The following is a 20,711-nucleotide window of genomic DNA, read 5'->3' as shown; positions in this document are numbered from 1 at the left end:
GGTGAGCGTGCCTGCCCGGCTTTTCCACCCTCATTTCAACGCCAACAGGAATGAACCATGAGCATCTTCCGACTGCTCGCCGGGCTCGCTTTGGCCTGGTGTCTGGCCCTGGGGCCGGCGGTGGCCACTGCACAGGTGCAGGACGACACCGCCCAAACGCTGTTGCAACGGCTCGCAGAAGCCAACAACGCCGAGAAAAGCAAGGTACTGAAACAGATTGCAGAAAGCGGCGACGAACGGGCCCGCAGCTGGCTGGAAGCCTTTGCCGGCGGCAAGCTCGCCACCGTAAAATCTTCCGGCTACGTGGTGCTGGTCACCAACAACACCGGGCGCAACTGGCAAGTGGCCAGCGCCGTGACCGGTGACAGCATGGGTGAGATGTCTCGCCGGGAGCTGGACAGCATTCGGGTGAACAACGCCCTGCGCAGCCAGGTGGAAGGCATTCTCTCGGTGGTAGACCTGACGGTAGCCGACCACCGCACCCGCCGCGCCGCCGCCCGCCATTTGCTGGGCCGGGTGGATGCGGTAACCGCGCCGTTGATTGAAGAACGGCTTGAGGTGGAAGAAAACGACCGGGTGCGCGATTTGTTGGCTAACGCCCTGGCCATCCACCAACTGGAACAAGGCGACATCAACGCCATCGAACAACTCTCTGGCAGCCTGAACTCCCGCGTGCGGGCTGCTTTGAATAACGCGGCCAGCAGTGACGACCCGGCCATCGCCGCGGCCGCCGAAAAAGCCCTGGCGAGCATTGAGCAGAAACTGAAACTGAACAAAGCCGCTGAGACCCTGTACTTCGGCCTCTCCCTTGGTTCCGTACTGGTATTGGCCGCCATCGGCCTCGCCATCACTTTTGGTGTGATGGGCGTAATCAACATGGCCCACGGTGAATTGATCATGCTGGGTGCCTACACCACCTGGGGCATGCAGCAACTGTTTCCCGGCCAACCGGGCCTGGCGCTGATTCTGTCCATCCCCGCCGGGTTCATGGTGGCCGCGCTGGCGGGCATCATCATCGAGCGCAGCGTGATCCAGCACCTCAAAGGCCGCCCGCTGGAAACCCTGCTGGCCACCTTCGGCATCAGCCTGATTCTGCAGCAACTGGTGCGCACCGTAATTTCCCCGCTCAACCGCACCGTGGTTACCCCGGAATGGATGAGCGGCTCCATCATGATCAACGAGGCATTGTCCCTCACCCTCAACCGCCTGTACGTGATCGGCTTTGCCCTGGTGGTGTTCGCCGGGCTGATGCTGATCATGCGTAGAACCCGCCTTGGCCTGGAAGTGCGCGCCGTTACCCAAAACCGCGCCATGGCCCGCTCCATGGGCATCAAGGCCACCAAGGTAGACATCATGACCTTTGCCCTCGGCTCCGGCGTGGCCGGGCTGGCGGGTGTGGCGCTGTCACAGATCACCAACGTGGGCCCCAACCTGGGCCAGAACTACATCATCGATTCCTTCATGGTGGTGGTGTTCGGCGGCGTGGGTAACCTCTGGGGCACCTTAGTGGCCGGGCTGACCCTGGGCACCATCAACCAGATTCTGGAACCCTGGGCTGGCGCGGTACTGGCCAAGATCATGGTGCTGGTACTGATCATCCTGTTCATTCAAAAACGGCCGCGGGGACTCTTTCCCCAGAAAGGCCGAGCGGCGGAGGGCTGAGTTATGGCGTCATCACAAACCTGGCTGCTCCGGCCCCTGCAGGAGCGTTCCACCCAGATCTTCCTGGGCGTGCTGTTCGGCGCCCTCATAGTGGTCACCTTTTTGCACCTGTTCATGCCACAGGACAGCGCCCTGCACGTAAGTGCCTACACGGTCACCCTGCTGGGTAAATACCTGTGCTACGCCTTGTTGGCGGTGGCGGTAGACCTGGTGTGGGGTTACCTGGGCATTCTCAGCCTGGGCCACGGCGCCTTCTTTGCGCTGGGCGGCTACGCCATGGGCATGTACCTGATGCGCCAGATCGGCGACCGGGGCGTGTACGGCGACCCGGTACTGCCAGACTTCATGGTGTTCCTGAACTGGGACACGCTGCCCTGGTACTGGCAGGGCTTCGACATGGCCTGGTTTGCCTTCATCATGGTGCTGCTGGCCCCGGGCCTTCTGGCGCTCGTGTTCGGCTTCCTGGCCTTCCGCTCCCGGGTAACCGGGGTGTACCTGTCCATCATCACCCAGGCGCTTACCTTCGCCCTGATGCTGGCCTTCTTCCGCAACGAAATGGGCTTTGGCGGCAACAACGGCCTGACCGACTTCCGCGACATACTCGGCTTTAACCTGCGCAGCGACGCCACCCGGCTGGGGCTGTTCATCGCCACCGGCATCGCCCTGGCCATTGGCTATGTGATCTGCCGGGGCATTGTCACCAGCAAACTGGGCCGGGTAAGCGTGGCCTGCCGGGACGCCGAAGCCCGCACCCGCTTCCTGGGTTACCGGGTAGAACGGGTGCAGCTGTTCGTGTTTGTGGTGTCCGCCATGCTGGCGGGTGTGGCCGGGGCCCTGTACGTGCCGCAAGTGGGCATCATCAACCCCAGCGAATTCTCGCCGCTGTTCTCCATCGAAATCGTGGTATGGGTCGCCCTGGGTGGCCGCGCAACCCTTTACGGGGCGGTGATCGGCGCCATCCTGGTGAACTACGCCAAAACCGTGTTCACCGGCGTAATGCCGGATGCCTGGCTGTTCGCCCTTGGCGCGCTGTTTGTGCTGGTGACCGTGTTCCTGCCTAAAGGCATTGCCGGCCTGCTGCAAAAACGCCGAAAAGCCAAAGACGACGACACCACCACCGGGCAGGAGGCCACCGCATGAGCATGTTCGAACAACTGGCCAACCGCGACCGGGTATTTGAATTCCTGGCCCCCGCCGCCTCCCCGGTGGATGTGCGCCACGGCCCCATCCTGTACCTGGAAGACGTGAACGTGAGCTTTGACGGCTTCAAGGCCATCAACAACCTCAACCTCACCATCGACGACGGCGAACTGCGCTGCATTATCGGCCCCAACGGCGCGGGTAAAACCACCATGATGGACATCATCACCGGTAAAACCCGGCCGGATACCGGCTCTGTGTGGTTCGGCAGCCGCCATAACCTGCTGACCATGAACGAGCCGGACATCGCCAGCCTGGGCATCGGCCGTAAGTTCCAGAAACCCACGGTGTTTGAAGCGCTCACCGTGTTTGAAAACCTGGAACTGGCCATGGCCGCCGACAAACGCATATTCCCAACCCTGACCGCTATCATGAAACCGGAATACCGGGACCGCATCGACGAAGTGCTGGAGATGATCAAACTGAAAACCCTGAGGGACAAACCCGCCGGCATTCTCTCCCACGGCCAGAAACAGTGGCTGGAAATCGGCATGCTGCTGATGCAGAAACCTCGCCTGCTGCTGGTGGATGAGCCGGTAGCCGGCATGACCGAGCAGGAAATGGAACGCACCGCCGAACTGCTCACCAGCCTCGCCGGCAAACAGTCCGTCGTGGTGGTGGAGCACGACATGGGCTTTGTGCGCTCCATCGCCCGCCAGGTCACCGTACTGCACCAGGGCAGCGTGCTGGCCGAAGGCACCATGGACCAGGTCTCCAACGACCCGGAAGTGATCAAGGTTTACCTAGGGGAGGAGGCGTAATGCTCAAGATCCAGCAGCTCAACCAATACTACGGCGAAAGCCACACCCTCTGGGATCTGGACCTGGACATCCCCCAGGGCCAGTGCACCTGCGTAATGGGCCGCAACGGCGTGGGTAAAACCACCCTGATGAAATGCATCATGGGTGAGGAAACCACCAAAAGCGGCAGCATTGAATTCGCCCAGGACGTGGAACTGACCAAAAAGAAAATCGAAGACCGATCAAGACTGGGCATCGGCTACGTGCCTCAGGGAAGACAGATCTTCCCTCTGCTGACGGTGGAAGAAAACTTACGCACCGGCCTGGCCGTGCGCAAAGACGGCAGCAAGAAAATACCAGAGCGGGTGTATGAGCTGTTTCCGGTGCTGAAGGAAATGAAACACCGCAGAGGCGGCGACCTGTCTGGTGGGCAGCAACAGCAGTTGGCCATTGGGCGGGCGCTGGTGATTGAGCCCAGGCTGCTGATTCTGGATGAGCCGGGGGAGGGGATTCAGCCGAACATCGTCGCTCAAATCGGAGAAGTGATCCGCCGGCTTATCGAAGAGGATGGACTCACTGTTCTGCTGGTTGAGCAGAAGTTGCCGTTTGCGCGGAAGTATGCGGATCGGTTTGCGATTTTGGATCGGGGGCGGCGGGTTGCTGAGGGGGGGATTGCGGGGTTGACGGATGAGTTGATCAAGCGTCATCTCACTGTTTAATCACTACTGGGATTAAACAGTGATCTGATGCACCCGAAAATCGCAATATTCAATCAGTGTTGGTCAATTTTTAACTTGAAGCCCCTTAGAAAAGTCTCGAGTGATCTGGGTTTATCACCGAACCATTCAATGAGTTGGTCGTAGCCGCCATGCGCATATTTGTTGAACTCACGTACACCCTCATCGCTTAAGTAATTCGGCGCCTCGGGCGTAACCAGGCGAGATATGGTGGAGTAGACATCTCTGCGTTCATCCATGGAGACGCCTAATAGTTCGAGTTCCGATTTGAGGAAAAGGCCCAACAGTAACTTTCCGCGTGCGCTGTATCGATCTGGAAAGTAGGCCACGAGTTCCGCAGTCTCTTCCTGAGATACTGCCTCTTTTCGCTTTGTAGTGACTCCGGCAATAAAGCAGAAGTAAAAAGCATCGAAATCGGTTTTAAAGGCCTTCTGGTCACGAAGTTCTTTGAACCATTGGCGGGCATCTAAACGAAGTCGAAATGGCTGCATCAAGAAGCCTCCTCGTCCTGCTGAAACTCATTGAAGAAGTCCTCGCCCGAGACAATTAAGCCATCGGGGGTTTCGACCACGTTGCCCCTTTCATGGGCAAGCCTCTCGAGCTCTGCGGAGCCCTTTCTAAACAAGGTTATAAACTGAACTTCCGAGTCGGTGGCTGCCTTGAGCGGCGCCGTAAAGCGGGCACGTTCTGATGATATTGTGAATGCAATGAACTGCTCAGTTAAGTGGGGGATGAGCTCGCCAATTTTTGGCCTTACGGCCAGATCAATCGGACCTGCTGGACTGTCTACAACGAATGGAAGCTCATGGTCCGCCCGGCAGAAGAGAGTTGCAAGGAAAGCGTAGGCAACCGAAAGAGTCTCCCCAACGCTACCCCCCTCTTGTCCTTTGAGAATCAGGTTTCGTTCAATCCGGTCAATCAGAATATTGTTATTCGGCATAAGCTTAATGATGCGGTCATTGGCTTGAGCGCACAGCTCGGAAGTGATTCCATCTTTCGCTTTGCGATGGGCACTCTTTATGATTGCGGTAAGCGTGTCTCTTTTCCTTTTTTCAGTAAGAGTGTGAGTTATCTCAGCCAATTTCCGCTCTGCCGTCTCTATGCGGCCTTCAATGATTTCTATTCCGAACGTATTTTCATCCTTCTGGCTTTGGTCTTTACTGTCGAATTTCTCCAACTCGTCACGCACGCTCTCCAGCTGTTTTTCTAGATCATCGATGTCTTCTCGCGCCGTTTTTACAGCGGGATCAGATTGCTCTGCCTCCAGCCTTAAAGCATCCAGGTCGTTTCTGGCCTCGCGTTCCTCATCGACTGCAGAAGACAGGCGAGATAACCGCTTACTTAGATCTTGCTCATGGAAGCCGGGATCGTCACCTATTGCATCTTTGATCGCTGTTTTCATCGAGTTCAATAATGAAACATCGTCTGTTCCGAGATACTGTCCGGCCCGCTCCCGAATAGTTAGAGCGATGTTTTCGTCGATTGGTCTACCACAGACACACTCTGCTTCGTTCGCCAAATCCTCAAAGAACTCCCTTGCAGCACTTTCCGGTAACTTCACTCTGTCAAGGCCATCCTTCACCGACAGCATCCAGTCCGCAAATGAAGAGTTGAGTGCGTGGGGATCTCGCATACGGTCAAGAACATCCAGTGCCTCTTCACGCACTCTCCCCTTTAAGTACTCAACCTTTTTCTCTGCGTCGGTCAGAGCTTGGAACCGAGCATCCTCTTTCTTAATTTCCTGATGATATGCGTCCTTTTTTTTCTTCAGCTGCCCTTCCAATTCTGAGAGTCTTCTTCTCAATTTGTCTTGCTCAACGGCCAACGTTGAGAATCTTTCCCGGAGTTTTTGTAAACGTCCTCTTCGTCGCGATAGACCGCGCTCCTCAGTTGCCCCGATATCCTGTGCCTTGCTATCCCAGTACTCTCCTATCTTTTGGGCCATCGCATCGAAGGAGTTGATCTGAAAAAGGTTCTCTACAACAACTTGTGCATCAGTGTAGTTGCGATCCAAGAGTTGCTGGGCCAACTCGCCGTCAAATATGTAAAAATTCACGAAATTCTCATTCATGAAGCGGCGGAAATCTGAGGGTGGATGAAAGCCGTCGCGTCGTCCTGGACCGTGCGTGGTCTTGTAAGAAACCCGACTATTTTCAAAATCAAACTCTGTGATAATCGTTGCACGCCGTCCGTTGAGACATAGTCTGACCTCGAAATATCCGTTCTCGTCACTGTTGTCTTTCTTCCTGAACTCCGAGATAGTGTGTGGATCCCAGTTTGTTGCTGAACCGGAGAGTGCAGCTCGCAACAGGGCAAGAGTGGTTGTCTTGCCGGTACCGTTTGGCATTTGAATGAGACAAACGGAATAAGGCGTACCATCCTGGTCAGCACATTTGATTTCGTGATCTGGGCATCTGAGCCCCTGAGATTTCCAACCGAGTAGGCGCATGATGGCAGGCATTAGCTGTCGCCCTCCTCGTCGGTGTCCCCGATGACGGTGCTGCTGAATAAAAGATCGAGGTGGCGTGCTGATGTTTCACTATCGTGAATGTCTTCATTGCCTGTCGTTATTGCTTCGAACCATGCAATTAGGCGATGAGCAAGGGTTTCGGGTTGACCAGCCTCTTCGACCGCTTCGGTGATAGCGTGCGTAATACGTGGATCAAGAGCCAAATGTTTTCTCCCCGCGCACTTCTGAGAGTTTGGTTAACCACTCAGCGCGTTCTTCGTCTGAACTTGTTTTTCCTTCCTCGTCCGACTGGCGAATGAAATCAACAATATTTGCAACCTTATCGAGGTTGTCCGGATCTGTTCTCAGACAGCGGCCCATGCGTTGGATTGTCTCAAGCCTGGCTCTTGCTGAAGAGAATAGAATCACGGTATTCAACGAGCGAATATCAATGCCTTCGGAAACGCGATGGCAGGTAATCAAGCACTCAAGCTCGCCGCGAGCGAACCGCCTCAGGGTCACCGAGTCCTCGCCCGAGAAGTAAGTATGGAAGTCAGATCGATATTTGTGAATTATTTCGAGTACTTCGTTTCCGTATTCTTGTGTTTCAACGAAGACGATGCACCGCTCAAGTAAGTGCTGGTTGTCACGAATGAATGTATCGAAGATGGGCAGTTTCGCTTTGGATGTTTTGTAAACCCGGGCAATTTCTATCCAGACTTCCTCGTCGCTCATTGGATTGCCCTCAGCGGCGCGAGCCGCCTTGCGTTTGTACACGTCTTGGACCCGTTGACGATCCTCCACTGTGAGCTCATAAGGCAATGGGAAATAATTGAATGGCGCGAGAATTTCGCGACGTATTGCGTCGTCAAGCTCGAAGCGCATGAGCTTAGGGCCTATATGATCAAGAAGAAAGGCATTGCCCTCTTCGTCATATTCACGATCCGGTGTGGCACTTAGCCCAAGACGAAATCGGATATGATCGGACAAGCCGTTTAATCTGGCTCTGTTAGCAGGGCTGCCGAGGCCGTGAACTTCGTCATGAATCAGCAAGGTGCGGTTGGCAACCTGTGTCGGCAGATCTTTGAGAGCAGTCGCGAGCGGCTGCCGTGAGACCAGTAGAATGGAATTTCGCGGCTCAAGCAGAAAATCTGCTACCTCGCGTGACGACTTGTAGTGGCGGAAGACCTTCGCGCCAATACCTTTACGTATACCGAGAAGCTCTGCATACCACTGATCGAGCAGATCGTTCCCGTCAGTGCTGACGATAACTGTGTCGATGGTCTCTTGCTCATAAAGCCCATGAACGATCTTGAGTGCCGTGCGTGTTTTACCAGTGCCGGTAGCCATATTCAAAATGCCACGTTCACTCGCAAGAAATTCTTCAAGGGCCTCATCCTGATGACGCCACTTGTCATCCTCTTGGCTGTATGGTTGACGACCTGCTTCCCACTCCTCACAAATTTTCAAGAGCTTTCGGCGCGCAGCCTCTGGGAAGCTAAACACCTCAACGCCTTTGTCCTGTCTTTCCCACAATGCTTCAAAGTGTGCCTTCTTGCGGGCTGCACGAACCGGGCTGTCCCAGGAAGTAAACACGTCGATACACTCACGGTTGTTTTCGAAAGCGTTGCGACTTTCGTTAGATGAACCGGTGAAGGCAACGTAGGAGTCATCGTCGAAAAAGAGCCCAATTTTTTCGTGGTAGATCCCTGTGCCCAGTCGAGGAACAGCGATCCGAATTTCCAGCCTTCCCAACTGGAGTAGTCGGAGCAACCGGATCGTTCCGTTACCAATCCCACTCGCGAAATCCAACTCAATTATTTCTTCGAGACGATTGGCGCATACCTCTTGTTTCGGGACACCGCGTTCGATAGCCTCGAGGTCTCTGACTGATAGCTCCACCGAGGTGATTAGCTTGATGTGCCCGCCTCTCTTAATGAAATCGCCGAGAGGTGCCCCAAAGGATTCTAGAGCGGTACTTGAGAAGTAACCAACTGCTCGCCAATAGACCTTGGATTGCGCGAGCGAGGGGCGGAAGAAGTCGCCAACCAGGTGGTCATAGCCAGAGCGATAGTCCTCTTGATAATCTAAGCTCCGCAATCCCATTGAAATATCCGAGTCAGGTATTAGGAATCGTTCTCTTCGAGAACCCCCTGAGCGAAACCAAGTGGTCTTAAGTTGAGAGCTTGGTTTTAGTCAGACGGATTGATTAAGGTTTAGCACCTCCCAAGGGGCAGGGTCAAAACGTGTTGGTGACGCAGGAAGACTACAATGTCGTAAGCGTCCGGTGATCCCCTCTTGAGCCTGGCGCTGCCGCCGTCAGGATAGTGTCCACTAAAGAATAAGTGGACACTTAACATGAGCAACTTAAGCGTAACCAGACCCTACCAAAAACGTCGCCGGTTTTCCCGGGAGTTCAAAGCCGGCATTGTGGCTGAGTGCCTGGAACCCGGGGCCTCTGTTTCCCGAATTTCCCTGGATAATGGCCCCAACGCCAACATGGTCCGGCGCTGGAAGAGCTGGCAAATTAGCAGCAATATTTTCTTGATAGACGCTGCGGATAATAGGTTGGAAACTCAAGCCGAATGCTTTAAATTTCAAAGGTATGTGACGATACTGAAGCCTACCGTTCCGCCCTATCTGGGTAAGAATAATGGGCAAAAGAATTAGAGAAAAGGAGAATTTAATGAGCTCAAATATAGCAGAAGAGTTAGACGTCGGGTTTGATGCATTAAGGGTGTGCGAAGCTATTTCGAAAATTGGTTATGAGCCCTATACCGCTGTAATGGATATTATAGACAATTCTGTGGCCGCGGAATCAAAAGCTATAAATGTTACGTTGAAGCTAAAGGAAGGAAAGAACTTAAAGTCTAGAAATAGTGTTGAATACTACCAAGTCATTGATGATGGCCGTGGTATGGATCATGATGAAATAAAGAATGCTTTTATGTTGGGGTCGCAGCGAAATTACAAGCCAAACAGCTTATCAAAATACGGTATGGGACTGAAGGCAGCAGGCTTATCATTGGGCACAAAGATTTCTATTATAAGCAAAAAGGGTGGTTGCGTTTCGAAGAAGTATGTGTTCGATCTTGATGAAATCGAGAAAAGAAATAAGTTGGCTGTAATTGGTTATGAGCTCGATGATAAAGACCAGGAAAATGTTGCTGAGTTTCTAAAAGGCGAATCTGGTACCATGGTCGAGATTTCAGGGTGTGAAAACATAAATCAATCCTCGCCAGGATCTACAATTAATAAACTTAGAGAGCGTGTTGGTGTTGTTTATTATTCGTTTCTAAAGGATGACCATCAACCCATTAACATTAACCTGAGAGTCAAGCCTCATGGCGAGGATTCTGATTTCGAGTCAATAAAGGCCCGGGATATACTGTTTATAGATGAAGCTTCGGGTAACACTGGCTGGGACCCTGAAACATATGATTATAGTAGCCCATATTTAGTATTGGACGCACCCTGGGATGCGTTCAAGGATAAGAACGGTAATGCATTGCCGCCAATTCAGGTCTCTGCGGTTGCCTTTCCTCAGGCCGTAATGGGGAAAGACAAATCACCTTTATCGCCAGAGAATAAGAAGCGAGTTAATAGCTACCGCGTATCTCGAGACAATGCTGGCTTCTTTATTTATCGTAATGGACGATTAATTAGATGGGGAGACCCTTTGAAGGGCGCTAGTGGTGACCCAATAGTCGGTAAAGATGATATTAATCTTAGAATAAGGTTTGAAATTTCAGATCAACACGATGATATCTTACATGTTGATGTATCTAAGCAAAGACTCGAGATTGATGACGAAGTTTTAGGTGGTCTTGAACAAATTGTAAAGCGCGCATTACGTACTGCGAAATCGATAAGGTATGCCTGTCAAGAAAAGCTGAAATTACGAGATGTCGAAGGGGCGAGCTTTACCTCAAGTTTATCTGATGTTGCGGAGGACGACCCACAAGAGCTGGGTAAAGGTACCCCAGATGCCGAAAGCCTCAATCGTAAGAAAAAGAAGCATGAAGAGGCGAAGCAAGAGCTCGCATCTGAAGACGTGCCTTCTGATACAGAAGGTACAGAAAGCGGTAGCCCAGGCTTTATAAAGATTAGATATTCAGAGAATATTCCTAAGCGTCAACTTTGGAAGCCTTACTACGACTCAGTCCACGGTGTTTATGTTTATATAAATAAGACTCACCCTTTTTACCAAGAGTTTTTAAGTAGATTTGAGGATGGAACATTGGAAAGGCTGACGATTGAGTCATTAATATTCTCCATGGCCTTGGCTGAGAATAATGTCTACTACTATCAAATAGATATAAGCGATGAAAAATTAGATGCAGCCTTTAACAGGTTGCACAAGAATATTGATAGCTTTCTTGTTGATTGGACTTATGAAAATCAAGGTGAAGAATGATTCGTCACTGTGGAACTGTATGGGGGTTTAGAAACTGTTCATACCTATACGTTATTCTCACTCCTAATCATGCGTACATAGGCGAAACTGGAAATATGCCAGCTGCTCGATGGGGGAGTCATCTTAGTAAAGCCGAGAGCTCATTTCTCCGTAAGTTGCAAAATGATTTGGAAGTTCCCGGCTCAGGTTATGAGTATCAAGGAGAGATTGTTTACATCGGTTTACATTGCGAGTGTGTTGACGTTGAAGATGCCGACAAACAAAAGTTCGCTCGTCTCGCTATCGAAGATGAGATTCATAGGCAGTTCTATTTGAATCACAATGCCTTTGGGGCGAGTAAGAAGCTCCTCTCACGCGCTACAAAACGATCCGCTCGGATCAAATTGAGCTTCGACGTAGAATCTTTTGCCAAATATGCAATCTCACTTTTAATTGAGGAGTACGAAAAATATCTTGGCAGAGAGTTGGTTTGAGGCCAGTCGTCAAGGCATTAGCTGGTTCATAGTGCATCAGAGATGTAGCTTTCATTTTGTGATAACAGGTAAGAAAGTCCCCGATGAATATGCATTACAGCTAGTGCTTTTGGGCTTACGTCGTTACTATAGTTATTGACGTGCAGGTCCATCAGCACAAGATTGGTAAGAGTTGTTGAGGCAGACCCTGCAAGTGTTTGCCAATCAATCTCTAGTCCGTTACTGAAATCATAATCCTCCTGAGGCATGGGGGACTCATTTTTTAGGGATAAACACAGGGCATGCCTGCACAATGAGTTGTAGTGCTGTATGCCAGTCCTACGTTTTAGTACGCTCAGCTGGTTCTTAGCTGTTGCAGTTAGCCGGACACGATCAATCATACAACGCTCTCCAAATTAAGCTGGGCTGGTTCTACAGTAGCAACACTGCGACGCTCGGCTTCGTCGAAAGCCAATGAAAACTCCCTGTTCAAGTGACTGCTCACCGCTCTATAAGCATTACCTTCGACTTCTTCGTCCGTAGAGAGCACTAGTACTTGATGCGAAATTTTCGCAAAGAAGTTGTGAATAAGTGATTCGCGATGCTGTCTGTCAAGTCTGGCTAATGGCGTATCAACAACAACGGGGAATCGACCTTTCCGTTCACGAATAAGTGCACTCAGGACTGAGATCGCCAGCATCTGGCGCTCGCCCGCAGACAGTCGCTCCATTGGAAGGTTATGGCCGTTAGCGTCTTCTATGGAGACGGCATAGCTCTCAGGCTCGACCCTTACACGAGAGATCAAGTTCCGTTTACGCAATAGCTGTTTGAATTCTTGGGTAATCATATCGGACAACCATTGCGCTTTGGATGCCAGGAGTCGTTCTCGGAAAATTTCGAGAGTGCGTTTGGCTCTGTCGGATGCCTCAAGCGCTTTCAGTTGGAAGGTGTTTTCCTTGAATTCAGAGCGCATCCGCAACAGGGCAGCGTTCAGGCGGCTTTCAATGTGCTCATGGTACGACCGTGCTTCATCCAGCTCTTTTTCGATGTTCCGCAGTTCCTTTTCGGCGTCGGAAACCTTTTGCGCAAGTTCCTGCATTTTTCTCAGAATATCTGAGATTTGCTCTTCCGCGGGGATCTGATCAACTTGCTTTTGAGCCTTTTCCAGATCTGCTTGGGCTGTATCAAGCTCTTGGCGTGCCAGGTTCAGTTGGACCTTGGCGCTATCTATCCGTGGTTCAATTTCCAGAGGATTGCCACCCTCCAATAATGCCGGCGAATTCCCGTCATCAGTCTGTAGTCTTGCAAGATCCTCATTCAGCACTGACTCAACGATCGAGCGCACGCTCGGATCGGTGATGGCATTTACTACTCGCTCGTCCCGCTTGCTGAACTCCTCTTTAAGTAGATGTGAGTGCCGCGTTTTCTGGGCCTTTTGCCACTGGTCTTTGTATTTAACCCAAAGGTCACCTAACCAAGCGAGAGGAAGGTAGGGGTTTTCTAGGGCCTCCACTACGGCAGCTTGGGCGTGCTTCTGACGTTCCTTGCAAAACTCGACTTTAGCTTTTAGAGAGGCTGCTTGTTCATATGCCTTCAAGCCACTTTGCTGAGCACTGACTGTATACTCATCAAGTTTGCGCTGTGCACTGTCGAGTTGGCTTTGTGCGTTGGCCTTTTGCTGAGAGAGTAGGCTAATACGCTGTTCAAGCTCGGTTAGTTGATTGCCGTACTCGTCTACTTGGCTTTGGGCTTCACTCGTGCTTTCGCGAAGTGTTTTTGCGCTGCCAGCCCGGCGTTCGACAGCTTTTAAGTCGGTGTTTAAGGCGTCAATGCCTTCCAGGCCAAGAAAAACTTCCGTTGCTCGTTTAAGTAGCGCGGGAAGGCGGTCTGGATTGGCGAGTGCCTCAATTTTCTCGCCATCAAACAGAAACAGATGAACCAGTTCTACTGGCAATATTCCGTTGATGAAATCGTCCCATTCGTCAGCAACGCCCAGCAATTCAACGCCTGATTCGAAAACACGGAAGCGCTCCCGGTACCCGCTATCTTTTTCAATCCATTCTCGGCGGATGTCGAGGTCTTTGCGGTCTGAGCCGATTTCAACCACAAGCTTCATCTCGATACGGGCAATACCGGTAGCATCTGTTCTCTGAAGGCTTGCTATAAATTGTTCATAGTCTGATCGCCTTGCCGGATTAATGGCTTTGTACCCATAAAGACCAACCTGAAGAGCGTTGAGCAGCGTGGTTTTTCCACTTCCATTAAGTGCCTTGATTAGTATTACCGGGCGCTCTGGGTGGACTGATAGGTCAAACGTCTGTTGTTCGCGGAATGGACCTAGGTTCTCAATCGAAATTGACTCGATGGTCAGTTTTGCCACGTTTATGCCTCTTCCGTTTCGACGGCTACTACGGGAATTAGCTCAACTTCCCCGTCGGCGGGTTCGTTTTCGTCTTGATCCTGTTCGGTGCTTTTTGCGAACGCCAGAGCTTCTTCTTCCGTTCTGAAGGCATTGGCTTTGAGTACTTCTTCCAGGCGATCAAGGTGCTTGGATCGCTTTTGAGTTTGGAGAGATTGGAATTGTGCGGCCAGAAGATTTCTAGTGAGCCTATACAGTCTGTCAGCGGCTTCTGGATCGAGTTCGCTTGCCACCTCTCTAAGAAGTTCCAGATCCTCCTCTTCTAGAAGAGGGGCTTCCATCGGTTTTCCGGGATAGGGCTGCTCATAGACCCTTTCATAGATTTTCGGGACAAGGTCTTCGAGTTCGCCTTTCTCCTCAACCCAAATGCGACGGATGGCATCCAGTTCGTCGATGGAGATTAGCTCTATCTGGTCATGACCTGGGACTTTAGCTTCGCGCACCGTTTTTTGGGTGATCAGCAATTGTTCAAGCAGAGTTGCACGATATTCTTGCAAGTAAGGCCCATGGATTAGCTCAGGGTTTTCTTTCCCCATGAGCTTTACTCGTCCGTTCATGCGCTGGAAATCCCGAACTTCCCAATCGTGCACGCTAAGGTACTTGTTTCGGAAATTCAGAATAGGCTGCATCCAGGATTTTTCATCGTCGTTCTGGATCATTGCGCTCATGGATTTATCTTGAGATACCATCGTGCAAACGTAGCAGCCAAACCGGCTGTCTCCGCAGCTCGGTGTGGAGGTATCGACCACAACAGGGCATTCAGCGTCTGGTGTTGCACCTCGGTAGATGCTGAAAAGGTCCTGATTATCGACGCCCCACGGGTTGGGTTCGCTCATGATATACATCCAGACGTCATCACTGCTCCACGTCTCGACCGGCAGATAAACCCATACTCTGGATAGCTTGGGGTCGCTATTACGGCTGAGCCGATCACGGGTGCTGCCACTGTAGTGGTCCATCACCTTGTCCCTGGTCGCACTTTCGCCACGACGCTGACCAAGTACCAGAATGGCTTCATTATTTGCTTCTGAAAGTTCTTGGATAAAACGGGTCGAAGCGCTGATTTTGAGGCGCTCAGTGCACCACCGAAATCGATTTCTTGGCGCGGGGTATCCCTTACCGATGAGGTTCACCCAGAATCGATGCTCCAAGTCCGGTGTTAGCCTGTGAGGGTGAATTGGCAAGCGCTGTTTCTCTGCCTCAATTTTCATCGTGTCGAGAGAGCCAGCAACCCACGCTGCAATAACAGGATTCTCCACCAGAGTATCGGTGCTTATAACGTGAACTGGCTTAGATCGGTGCTCTGGATCGAGCTGGAGCAAAGCGTTCCAGATTAGTTGAAGAGAGGCTGTTGAGTCCTTCCCGCCGCTATATCCAACGACCCAGGGCATCGAATCTGAGCAGTAGATTTCCTGAATTTCTTTAATGATATCTTCAGTCGACGTGGCCATCATTTTACCCAGCTGGTTGCTCAGACGTTGTGGATTCTCTTGCGGCAAGGAACACATCCTCGACGTTCTGCTCTTCCGGCGTTAAGGCCAGCCCTAAAACACGCTTAATCTCATTGCACGTGAGGGTGACATTTTGACTATTCTTGGACATGCGACCACCAGTCATCGCCCGTCCTTCCCAAGTTGAAATGTTGCGCCTCGACCAATCAATTTTTTCGAGATTAGCGAGAATACTGCGAATGTCTCGCCCCGTGTCCTGATAGGCATTCCGTCCAACACGCCCGAGCGCTTGCAATACGATCGAGTGGGAATGGATAAAATCCATCCGAACCTCGCCAGCTGTCATCTTCCCGTCCCTTACGTGAACCCATTCAGGAATAAGGTTTCCTATTATTTCCCAATACTCGAGGCAGCGCATTGTAGCAGCTTCAAAATCTTCCAGGTCTTTTCTGGGAAACATCTCAGAAATGGCAAAATGTAGGGCGCTCAATGTGAAGAGTTTACGCGAACGCTCCGAAAGAGAGGAGCGTTCCATCTCGATCAAGCCTCTAAAGATGTCGGAAGAAAGGCTAAGATGACGTGCGAGTTGTGCGGCAGCGCTTCGGTGGTCGTATAGAACACTTAACGACGAAGATGGCTTAACAGCGTGTCGATTAAGGTCCGCGAACATTTGTTGGCAGCGCTTGAGTCCACGGTCCAGAAAAAAGACGACAGGTATGGTCTCATCGCCTAGCGACGGTGTCATCTCAAGTGCCTGCTGGATTGCCGCACGACGATGTTGACCATCGTTGACAATGAACTTTGCGGTCATATCCACCGTGAGAGTTCCCATGCGGAATTGGTTTACGTTTCCTTCACCCGATGGCTCGAACTCACAGTCGCCATCGATGGATGCGGTGATTGCGGAGAAGGTGTAATCCTGGGGGTTAGCGACGATGTAACGTGCAATTTCCGGCACGCGTGTTTTGTTCAAAGAGCGTTGGGCTCGAAGCTCTGGAGGCATCTCATCGTCTGCGAACGTGAACATCTTAACGAGAACGCGCATAGGACACATTGAGACGTAGAACTCTCGGCCAGCCTGAATGCCTCGGATGGCGGGAAATGTGTAGGTGAAGGTGTTGTCCATGGGCGGCAACCTATCATGTTTGTATGTTAATTAACATACAGCATACACACAAAAATGCATTTCGCCAGGATTCAAGGGCTCTTCATTTGAGGGGGCTGTGACAGATCTTTTCTGTAGTTGGTCGGCTTGAATGTTCTTGAGGTCTTTTTTTGGTCATCGGCGTACCTTCACAGAGATCCCGGGCTAGGGAAAATCCTCAACTGTAGAAGCAGAGAAAAGGTGTCAGAGCACATATTCATCGATCAACTCTGAGGCCCAAATCTTAATGTGCCGTTCAAAGGGCACGCAGCCGTTAGCGACGTGCTTTAATGCAATTCCGAGGGCGCTGGACCATGGCTCTATATTCTACCGGTCATGGTAGGGTGGCTGGAGGTGAGTGAAGGCGGTGTAGAAGGTGAAATACTTGAGCTGCCGGTTTATCAATTAGCGAAAACCGGGGCGGGTCTATTTCTTGGCTCTAAGTTCTAGAGTGTGAAATCACCTCTCATGGCAGGATACTCCCCTCACGCCGGAAACAATGGGAAGTCGCAGTCGCTTTTGAGGTGGCATAGAAACCTCCCATGTACATTAGTCGAAAAACCTAAAAGCAGTCCCCCTCTGCCGGAATCTTCTAACATCAGATTACGAAAATGCCCGGTGTAATAGGGCGCACGGAGTGTCGCGCGGTCAATCTTGTTGAGATCTTCACTATGAGATCGAATGGGAAGCTAAATCCCAGTCGACCACTGACGAGTTACGCTAATGGCCGCTGGCGCTCCGCCAGAAGGTGCCGAATTGCTACATCAAGCCCTGGGAAGCGCTGGCGCGCTACCTAGACGAGGGACTGCGTGCCCGTCGACAACAGCCCGATGGAAAACTAGATCGAGCAATTGTTCAGGACCTTTTCAACTACCTGTCCCGCCGGTCCACAGACATAAATCGGGCTATCGTCAAGCTTTTGTCTCACAGCTGTAAGCTAGATATCCCTTGCAATGCTTGGTACTCGGGCGCTCACAAACTTTCCGCAAGAATGTGCAAAACTCGAACGCAACAAGAGGGTAGGGTAATTCTCGTTGATATCTTGAGGTACTTTATGAACACCATCTCGCTTTTCGCTATCAGCGTCGTCATCTGGGGGACTACTTGGATTGGGATTTCGGCACAGGTTGGTGATGTGCCGATAACTGTATCCATATTCTACCGTTTTGCGCTGGCCGGAGTGATCATGCTAGTTGGATTGACGTTGATGCATCGCCTAGAAAGACCCAACGTCTGGCGTTTCGTCGTTATTCAGGCGATGTGTCTTTTCTGTTTTAATTTCATAGCTCTTTACAAAGCTGCTGCCCTAATCCCTTCAGGACTAATAGCGGTAGTCTTCTCTTTGGTTTCAATCTGTAATGCAATAAACGCCCGTATATTTTTTGGAGACACGATATCTCACCAGACTATGTTGGCAGGGGGCATCGGCGCTATCGGATTGATGTTGGTTTTTTGGGCTGACCTATTTGCCAGTTTTGATACAACAGCGCTTCAGGGTATTGGTTGGGCCATGCTTGGTACCTTCATTTTCTCCCTCGGTAATATGGCATCTCGGCATAACAGTGGCCTCGGAATTTCACCTGTTACCGCAAATGGCTGGGGTATGTGCATAGGCGCCCTGGCACTTCTCATTTTGATTATAGTCAGCGGCCAGTCCATGAGCCTGTCGACTCAACCCGTTTACTGGGTGGCACTAATCTATCTTTCGGTAATTGGGTCTGTTTTGGGGTTTACTACCTACCTTATGCTGATTGCGCGAGTTGGTTCGGCAAGGGCTGGCTATGCAACCGTAATGTTTCCTATTGTTGCGCTTGTTATTTCGACGTTTTTTGAGGGCTATGGGTGGACGCCGCTGGCGATAACTGGAGTTATCCTAACCCTGGTAGGAAATGTAGTCATGTTTTGGCGTCCAGGTGCAACAAGTCACTACTCTCAGGAGGGGGTTAGGAATAATTAATAAATAAAGTGCTAATTGGATATAATAATACCATTGGTCAGTAAGTTATCGTGAGTATCCATTTGTAAGTTTATGGGTAGTTGGAAGATTGTTTATTATAAGTATATATGGGTAAAGCATGCAAGGAGAGTGGGCTCGTGGACAACGGACTAGAAAGTTATAGTGATCAAGATGGTAAATCGCCTAGCCAGCTGCTAGACACAACGTTAAGAGATGGCTTCTATGCGGTGGATTTCCAATTGGAACCCAACTTTGTCAGAGGGTTGCTCCATGATATAGACGCATGCGGTCTAGATTATGTCGAGATAGGGCATGGAATTGGGGCTGAAGCCGAACGTGCTGGCCATACAGCTTGCAACATTGAGCTGGCGGAATGGTCCCGATTAGCAAACGAGGAATTAATCCAAACGCCTTGGGGCATTTTTGCACAACCCTCATTTACACGCCTCTCCACGTTGAAATGGATGTGTCAAGAAGGTATGGGGTTTGTCCGAATCGGAATGGAAGCTCACAAGATTGCAGCTAATCTAGATTATCTGGAAACCGCACTATCGCATTGCAAAACAGTCTTCTTGGCAATTATGAAGACAAATAATACACCAAAACCTCAACTAGAAAACATTGTCCGTAAGGTTCCCAGAGAGATTTCAGGAATTTATGTCGTTGACTCGTGCGGAACTATGTTGCCGGCAGATGTAAGAAGTTATATTGACATATTTTCAGCTGATTTTGGGACAGTGGGATTCCATGGACATGACAACTTAGGACTCGCAAACGCGAATAGTCTTGAAGCAATTGCTGCGGGCGCTCGAATTATAGACGGCTCACTACATGGTATTGGGCGTGGAGGCGGTAATGCCGCAACAGAATTATTAGCCGGAATTTTAACAAAGCTGGAGTTCGGAAAGCACGACTTTCGTACGCTATCGAAATTAGCCGAGCACTGTCGCGACTCTATGGACGTTATTCAGAACGACCGACTGATGCAGGTAATGGGTGGTGTAGTTGGCGTACATAGTTCACTCTTTCCAGCAGTCGATAAAGTTTCCGAAAAATACATGGTTGACTCTATGGAACTCATGAAGTGTGCTTCAAAATTAGCGATGTATGAACTTAAAGAACACGATCTTTACGCCGCGGCCACAAAAATTTTGGAAACTAATTGTAATCATAAGTCAATAATGGTGAATATATGAGCTTGATTTTAGCATGTAAAAAATATGGTTCTGGTTTTGTTAAATATGCTAGCGAAGATGGCCAGACTTGGGTTCCGCTTTCTGACACATATGAATCCATGCCAATCTTAGATATAGTCCGGAATGCGGACAAAAAAGAAATTAAAGAAATTTCAAATAATAATGGCTTTGAAATATCTTCAGAATTTCTCAAATATGCTCCAACGGTCGCTGGAGATGGTTGTGATATTTGGGGTGCTGGCTTGAACTACAGAGTCCACGCAAATGACCTTGAGGTCGAGCAACCGAATTCTGGACCCGGATCCTACTTCCGACCAAATGGGTGCCTAATATCCAATGGCGACAAAATAGTACTGCCCGCCCAGAGTCAGCGAGTGACGGCTGAGGCAGAACTCGGCTTGGTGGTAGGCAAAAAATGCAAGAACGTTGCTAAGGAAGACTGGCGTTCTGTTATTTCTGCCGTGACGACGGTCCTAGATATGACAGCCGAGGATGTGATTCGCGAAAACCCACGCTACATTCCCTGGGCCAAAGGCTTTGATACTTTTTGTAGCATCGGCCCAGCGCTTGTTCCGCTTGAGCGCTTTACGGACGATGAGATTTGTCAACTGCGCGTTTCCACCATTCGTAATGGTCAAACTGTCGCCACGGCGTTGGTGTCAGACATGCGCTATGATCTTGGATACTTGGTCTCATACTTCTCTGCCGGACGAACTCTCCTTCCAGGCACGATAATTTGCACCGGTACGCCGGGCGCAGCTGTTATAAAAGATGGCGATACTGTAGAAGCGGTAGTCGAGTCTGTCGGCCATCTTTCCCATGAAGTTATAACGGCGAAAAAATTCAACAACTAAAGGGAAGCACCAAGAATGTTAGGGAAGACTTCT

18 protein-coding genes are annotated in these 20,711 nt (G+C 50.7%); 10 read left to right on the top strand and 8 right to left on the bottom strand.

The annotated features are described in order from the left end of the window. Nucleotides 1-57 precede the first annotated feature (57 nt). The 4 genes from urtB to urtE are packed head-to-tail and all read left to right on the top strand — an operon-like array spanning nt 58 to nt 4,321. Nucleotides 58-1,662, top strand: coding sequence for an urea ABC transporter permease subunit UrtB (gene urtB, locus ACNSOI_RS14810; RefSeq protein ID WP_420194400.1), 1,605 nt, complete (start codon nt 58-60; stop codon nt 1,660-1,662). 3 nt (nt 1,663-1,665) lie between these two features. After that, nucleotides 1,666-2,802 carry an urea ABC transporter permease subunit UrtC gene (gene urtC, locus ACNSOI_RS14805; protein ID WP_286251397.1) on the top strand — a complete coding sequence of 379 codons (1,137 nt, stop codon included), beginning with the start codon at nt 1,666-1,668 and terminating at the stop codon, nt 2,800-2,802. Then, the gene (gene urtD / locus ACNSOI_RS14800; protein WP_058092764.1) at nt 2,799-3,623 is read left to right on the top strand and encodes an urea ABC transporter ATP-binding protein UrtD; all 825 of its coding nucleotides are present in this window, start codon (nt 2,799-2,801) and stop codon (nt 3,621-3,623) included. Before urtC ends, urtD begins: the two co-directional genes overlap by 4 nt. Beyond that, a complete protein-coding gene (urtE, locus tag ACNSOI_RS14795) occupies nt 3,623-4,321 on the top strand; it encodes an urea ABC transporter ATP-binding subunit UrtE (RefSeq protein ID WP_420194399.1) in 699 nt (232 codons plus the stop codon). Before urtD ends, urtE begins: the two co-directional genes overlap by 1 nt. Before the next feature lie 53 nt (nt 4,322-4,374). Here the strand turns inward: urtE and ACNSOI_RS14790 are convergent, their stop codons facing one another. The 4 genes from ACNSOI_RS14790 to ACNSOI_RS14775 are packed head-to-tail and all read right to left on the bottom strand — an operon-like array spanning nt 4,375 to nt 8,894. Further along, nucleotides 4,375-4,830, bottom strand: a complete 456-nt coding sequence (locus tag ACNSOI_RS14790; RefSeq protein ID WP_420194398.1) for a hypothetical protein — start codon at nt 4,828-4,830, stop codon at nt 4,375-4,377. Beyond that, on the bottom strand, nt 4,830-6,800 hold the full coding sequence (locus ACNSOI_RS14785) for an AAA family ATPase (RefSeq protein ID WP_420194397.1): 1,971 nt from the start codon (nt 6,798-6,800) through the stop codon (nt 4,830-4,832). Before ACNSOI_RS14785 ends, ACNSOI_RS14790 begins: the two co-directional genes overlap by 1 nt. Next, nucleotides 6,800-7,012 (bottom strand): CxC ATPase DNA modification system associated small protein, encoded by a 213-nt coding sequence (locus ACNSOI_RS14780; protein ID WP_420194396.1) that lies wholly within the window; start codon nt 7,010-7,012, stop codon nt 6,800-6,802. Before ACNSOI_RS14780 ends, ACNSOI_RS14785 begins: the two co-directional genes overlap by 1 nt. Then, nucleotides 7,002-8,894, bottom strand: coding sequence for a DEAD/DEAH box helicase family protein (locus ACNSOI_RS14775; protein ID WP_420194395.1), 1,893 nt, complete (start codon nt 8,892-8,894; stop codon nt 7,002-7,004). Before ACNSOI_RS14775 ends, ACNSOI_RS14780 begins: the two co-directional genes overlap by 11 nt. 252 nt (nt 8,895-9,146) lie before the next feature. Here ACNSOI_RS14775 and ACNSOI_RS14770 point away from each other — a divergent pair, with 252 nt between their 5' ends. From ACNSOI_RS14770 to ACNSOI_RS14760, 3 genes are all read left to right on the top strand, one after another. Beyond that, complete coding sequence (locus ACNSOI_RS14770; RefSeq protein WP_420194394.1) at nt 9,147-9,458, top strand: transposase; 312 nt, start codon at nt 9,147-9,149, stop codon at nt 9,456-9,458. Nucleotides 9,459-9,474: 16 nt separating this feature from the next. Continuing rightward, nucleotides 9,475-11,205: an ATP-binding protein gene (locus ACNSOI_RS14765; protein ID WP_420194393.1), complete on the top strand. Its 1,731-nt coding sequence runs from the start codon at nt 9,475-9,477 to the stop codon at nt 11,203-11,205. Between the two features lie 95 nt (nt 11,206-11,300). Beyond that, the gene (locus ACNSOI_RS14760; RefSeq protein ID WP_420194392.1) at nt 11,301-11,678 is read left to right on the top strand and encodes a hypothetical protein; all 378 of its coding nucleotides are present in this window, start codon (nt 11,301-11,303) and stop codon (nt 11,676-11,678) included. A 26-nt stretch (nt 11,679-11,704) separates the two neighbouring features. Here ACNSOI_RS14760 and dndE read toward each other — a convergent pair whose 3' ends face one another. From dndE to dndB, 4 genes are read right to left on the bottom strand one after another with little or no spacing between them, the layout of a single operon-like run. Further along, nucleotides 11,705-12,058: a DNA sulfur modification protein DndE gene (gene dndE, locus ACNSOI_RS14755; protein WP_420194391.1), complete on the bottom strand. Its 354-nt coding sequence runs from the start codon at nt 12,056-12,058 to the stop codon at nt 11,705-11,707. Next, complete coding sequence (dndD, locus tag ACNSOI_RS14750) at nt 12,055-14,037, bottom strand: DNA sulfur modification protein DndD (RefSeq protein WP_420194390.1); 1,983 nt, start codon at nt 14,035-14,037, stop codon at nt 12,055-12,057. The genes dndE and dndD overlap by 4 nt, the downstream gene beginning before the upstream one ends. 2 nt (nt 14,038-14,039) lie before the next feature. Further along, nucleotides 14,040-15,575: a DNA phosphorothioation system sulfurtransferase DndC gene (dndC, locus tag ACNSOI_RS14745; RefSeq protein WP_420194389.1), complete on the bottom strand. Its 1,536-nt coding sequence runs from the start codon at nt 15,573-15,575 to the stop codon at nt 14,040-14,042. After that, complete coding sequence (gene dndB, locus ACNSOI_RS14740; RefSeq protein ID WP_420194388.1) at nt 15,532-16,653, bottom strand: DNA sulfur modification protein DndB; 1,122 nt, start codon at nt 16,651-16,653, stop codon at nt 15,532-15,534. Before dndB ends, dndC begins: the two co-directional genes overlap by 44 nt. 1,072 nt (nt 16,654-17,725) lie before the next feature. On the opposite strand from dndB, the gene ACNSOI_RS14735 reads away from it, so the two are divergent. The 3 genes from ACNSOI_RS14735 (at nt 17,726) to ACNSOI_RS14725 (ending at nt 20,678) form a co-directional block, all read left to right on the top strand. Then, nucleotides 17,726-18,628 carry a DMT family transporter gene (locus ACNSOI_RS14735; protein ID WP_420194387.1) on the top strand — a complete coding sequence of 301 codons (903 nt, stop codon included), beginning with the start codon at nt 17,726-17,728 and terminating at the stop codon, nt 18,626-18,628. 137 nt (nt 18,629-18,765) lie between these two features. Further along, the gene (locus ACNSOI_RS14730; protein ID WP_420194386.1) at nt 18,766-19,824 is read left to right on the top strand and encodes a hypothetical protein; all 1,059 of its coding nucleotides are present in this window, start codon (nt 18,766-18,768) and stop codon (nt 19,822-19,824) included. Next, a complete protein-coding gene (locus ACNSOI_RS14725) occupies nt 19,821-20,678 on the top strand; it encodes a fumarylacetoacetate hydrolase family protein (RefSeq protein WP_420194385.1) in 858 nt (285 codons plus the stop codon). Before ACNSOI_RS14730 ends, ACNSOI_RS14725 begins: the two co-directional genes overlap by 4 nt. Nucleotides 20,679-20,711: the final 33 nt, after the last annotated feature.

The sequence above is a fragment of the Marinobacter sp. GH_1 genome (genome assembly GCF_048595985.1).
In the GTDB taxonomy this organism is placed as follows: Bacteria; Pseudomonadota; Gammaproteobacteria; order Pseudomonadales; family Oleiphilaceae; genus Marinobacter; species Marinobacter shengliensis.
The sequence above is the reverse complement of the archived record's forward strand: the minus strand, read 5'-3'. Positions and strand labels throughout refer to the sequence as shown.

Bases quoted from the DNA above. Each gene is read 5' to 3' on its own strand.
- urtB (WP_420194400.1), top strand. From the start codon at position 58: ATGAGCATCTTCCGACTGCTCGCCGGGCTCGCTTTGGCCTGGTGTCTG.
- urtC (WP_286251397.1), top strand. From the start codon at position 1,666: ATGGCGTCATCACAAACCTGGCTGCTCCGGCCCCTGCAGGAGCGTTCC.
- urtD (WP_058092764.1), top strand. From the start codon at position 2,799: ATGAGCATGTTCGAACAACTGGCCAACCGCGACCGGGTATTTGAATTC.
- urtE (WP_420194399.1), top strand. From the start codon at position 3,623: ATGCTCAAGATCCAGCAGCTCAACCAATACTACGGCGAAAGCCACACC.
- ACNSOI_RS14790 (WP_420194398.1), bottom strand. From the start codon at position 4,830: ATGCAGCCATTTCGACTTCGTTTAGATGCCCGCCAATGGTTCAAAGAA.
- ACNSOI_RS14785 (WP_420194397.1), bottom strand. From the start codon at position 6,800: ATGCCTGCCATCATGCGCCTACTCGGTTGGAAATCTCAGGGGCTCAGA.
- ACNSOI_RS14775 (WP_420194395.1), bottom strand. From the start codon at position 8,894: ATGGGATTGCGGAGCTTAGATTATCAAGAGGACTATCGCTCTGGCTAT.
- ACNSOI_RS14770 (WP_420194394.1), top strand. From the start codon at position 9,147: ATGAGCAACTTAAGCGTAACCAGACCCTACCAAAAACGTCGCCGGTTT.
- ACNSOI_RS14765 (WP_420194393.1), top strand. From the start codon at position 9,475: ATGAGCTCAAATATAGCAGAAGAGTTAGACGTCGGGTTTGATGCATTA.
- ACNSOI_RS14760 (WP_420194392.1), top strand. From the start codon at position 11,301: ATGCCAGCTGCTCGATGGGGGAGTCATCTTAGTAAAGCCGAGAGCTCA.
- dndE (WP_420194391.1), bottom strand. From the start codon at position 12,058: ATGATTGATCGTGTCCGGCTAACTGCAACAGCTAAGAACCAGCTGAGC.
- dndB (WP_420194388.1), bottom strand. From the start codon at position 16,653: ATGGACAACACCTTCACCTACACATTTCCCGCCATCCGAGGCATTCAG.
- ACNSOI_RS14735 (WP_420194387.1), top strand. From the start codon at position 17,726: ATGAACACCATCTCGCTTTTCGCTATCAGCGTCGTCATCTGGGGGACT.
- ACNSOI_RS14725 (WP_420194385.1), top strand. From the start codon at position 19,821: ATGAGCTTGATTTTAGCATGTAAAAAATATGGTTCTGGTTTTGTTAAA.